Annotated in this window: 1 protein-coding gene; it reads left to right on the top strand. The window is 61.8% G+C overall.

Translation table 11 applies throughout. The features are described from left to right. The first annotated feature begins 402 nt into the window (after window positions 1-402). Window positions 403-2,712 (top strand): serine/threonine-protein kinase, encoded by a 2,310-nt coding sequence (locus IRZ24_RS18510; protein WP_297167637.1) that lies wholly within the window; start codon window positions 403-405, stop codon window positions 2,710-2,712. The last annotated feature ends 512 nt before the right edge of the window (window positions 2,713-3,224 follow it).

Here is a 3,224-nt window from a genome sequence, read left to right as displayed (position 1 = left end):
ATTTATATCTATCAATTGATGCTGAATACCTACTAATAAAGGGAAGCAAGCAGGGCAAAGGCCTGAGACAAGACAAAGGCAGAGCTGGTCGCTGGCTTGCCGATCAGTCCCAGTGGTCAGGTTAGCAAAGGGCTACACTACAGCATTTCTCCAGTATAGCTCAAGATCGGCGAAGCTGGTCTTAGTAGCTGCCCTGAGTAGTCGACAGGTAGCTCAGGGCGTGCTATCATGGCGGGCGGGCTGTTCCGGCAACGGGCGGAGCCAGCCAGCTAGCTAGCCAGCAAAGGGTACCCGGATCGCCCTTTTATGCTTGTCAGAGCGGCTCCGCCCGCTACCTGTTCTGTTCTCTGGGTGCTCAGCCCCACCCAAGCGAACGCTTCATGAGCAGGAGAGACAAAGGCAGTGGATACATTGATCGGCTCAGTGATCGGGGGATACATCATCAAGCAGTTCATTGGCAGCGGCGGCATGGGCACGGTCTATCTGGCCGAGGACCCCATGATCGGTCAGCAGGTCGCCATCAAGGTGGTGCGCGCCGAGGCCGGTGATCTCCCCGATGCCGAAAAAGCCCTTGAGCGCTTCAAGCAGGAAGCGCGGGCCGTGGCAAGCCTGGACCATTTGCATATTCTGCCGCTCTATCGCTATGGAGAAGAAGAGACCGGCCAGGGACGGCGCGCTTACATGGTCATGCAGTATCGTCCCGAAGGCTCGCTCTGGGACTGGCTGCGCCGCCGTTCGGGCCAGGCTTCGCAGCAGTCGCTCAGCCGTGCCCCACAGTTGCCGGCGGGCCTGCCCTCGTCCTGGCCCCTCGGCTTGAGGGAAGCTGAGGACTACCTTCAGCAGGCGGCTTCCGCTCTTCAGTATGCGCATGACCGTGGTATCGTTCACCGCGATATTAAGCCGGCCAATTTCTTGCTGCGCATCGAGGGCGGGCCGCGCGTGCATCTGCTGCTCTCCGATTTCGGTCTGGCCAAGTTCTTTTCTTTTAGCTCGGCCACCAGCCACATCTTTGGTACGCCGCTCTATATGGCGCCCGAGCAGTTCGGAGGCGAGGCGCGTCCTGAGAGCGATCAGTACGCACTGGCGGTCATGTTCTACTTGTTGTTGGCCGGGCGGACACCTTTCGAGGGAGATCCGGCCCAGTTGATGCATCAGCATTTGAACCGCGAGCCGCCATCTTTGCGTGCCTTCAATCCTGCTCTGCCGCAAGCGCTGGATGAGGTTTTTGCCCGCGCGCTGGCTAAAAGTCCCCAATCTCGCTATCCATCGGTGGCCGCCTTCGCCGCGGCCTTCGCCCATGCAGCTCGCAGTCGCTCTTCTCTGCTGCAGCCGCGCTTTGGCTCGCCGACGAAGAGCGAACCAGCCAGCGGCGCCGATGCTACCCGCACTTTGCTGCTGGGCGAGTCCCCGGATCAGACAGTCAGCGCCGGGAAGCCTGCGGCGGAGAAGATCGAGCAGTTGAGGCTCCCACGTGGTGGGCAGCCGCTGGCGCTTGGCAATCCTCTAGGAGGAGCGGCGTCTCCTTCCAATACGCAGCAGCGCCGGGAAGCGGCCTCAGCCCCGACTGTCTTCGCCACGTCGGCCATGCCCAGCTCGCCCCCAGACCTCAAGCAGCCCGGTCCTCCCCCTCCCTCTCTGCCTCAACCGCTCCCAGGGACGGCGCGGCGGCTGGCAGGTCTGGCCCGTTTGCGCTCTCTGCAGCTACCTGCCTGGTTAGAGCACTTTCCTGGAGGCGAAGCCTTGAGCCGACGACGCGCTCTGGCCTTGATGGGCGCTGGCATTGTCGGCCTGGGTGTGATAGGGACCAGCCTGTATTTTCTGTTGAATAGTCGTCCTCCGCAGGCGTTAGCAGTCTTAGAGGGCCATCAGGATAGCGTCACCAGCCTGGCCTGGTCCCCCGATGGGGCTCACCTGGTCTCCGGCTCGCGCGATCAGACGGCGCGCCTCTGGCTGGCAAGCGAGGCGCGCTCAGTACTCACCTACAGTCTCCAGGCCACTCCCATTTTGGCGGTAGCCTGGAGCGCCGATGGAACGCTGCTGGCCTCGGGCGGTGAGAACCACTCGGTACAGATTTGGACGACGAGCGGGGCCTTACAGCAGACGTTCAATGACCTGGGGGCTCCTGTGAGCGCGCTGGCTTGGACTGAGCGGCGCGATGCTCTGTTGGCTGGTACGCTTGGCAATGGCGCACACGAGCTGCTGGTCAGTGGACGGACAACACGCAGCCTCCTGAAGGCCCACATTCGGGCTTTGGCTCTGGCTCCCGGGGGCGAGACCCTGGCTCTGGCCCTCGATAGCGGCTTGGTGGCGACCTTCAGTCTGGGTGATCGACGCTTGCAGCAAAGCTACCGTCGCCACCGTGGCGCTGCCTTGTGTGTGGCCTGGTCTCCAGATGGCACGCAGTTAGCCTCGGGTGGGGCCGATCACCAGGTGGTGATCTGGGATAGCGTTTCGGGCGTCGTGCAAGAGCGTCTGAGCCATCCGGCAGCGGTCAATGGCCTGGCCTGGGACCCGACGACACCTGGTCGTCTGGCCACCGCCTGTGGCGATGAGCATGTGCGCGTTTGGACGCTCGGCAGCAATGGCGCGCCGGCTCGCGCGACGGTCTATAGTGGCCATCATGGCAGCGTCACTGCTGTGGCTTGGGGTCAGCAGGGGCTGGCCTCCGCTTCTACGGATCATACTGTAATTCTGTGGCGCGTCAGCGGCTAGGAGACGCCTGTTACGAGGCAGGCCGCCAGGCTGAGTATAAGCTTAGCCACTGATTGCCTTGACTGTGCAGCCAGGTTAGCTACTCTGGCAGGGTTTCACCAGTCCCTGGTGAGGTCCTGCCAGGTTTCTCTGCTAGCCTGCAATCAGTGCTGACTGTAAGGCTCATGAGGCCTTTGTAGCCGGCTAGGGCAGTTGCAGGCTCCGCTGCAGATGGTCCCCAACCTGGTCGGGGAGCCTGGGTAAGCAACCATCGGCGGGACCGTCATGACTTCCACTTGCCAGGGGCAAACAGAAAAAGTTGATCTCACGACAGCCTGCGGCTAAGGCCGGATAGCCAGCCAGGGCGAGCTGTTCCTCCGGCCGAATTCGAAGAGCCGATTGACGCGAATGGCTTCTACCGTTGCTATTTTAACCCACTTAGCAGCATGATGACATGGGACCACGTTGGAGCGCCCTGACCCTGATGCTGGTGCGTGGCTCATCGTGCAAGGATAGCTTAATCAGCACAAAAA

It is taken from the genome of Thermogemmatispora sp. (assembly GCF_019683755.1).
GTDB lineage: Bacteria > Chloroflexota > Ktedonobacteria > Ktedonobacterales > Ktedonobacteraceae > Thermogemmatispora.
This window is presented reverse-complemented; position numbering and strand designations above follow the sequence as displayed.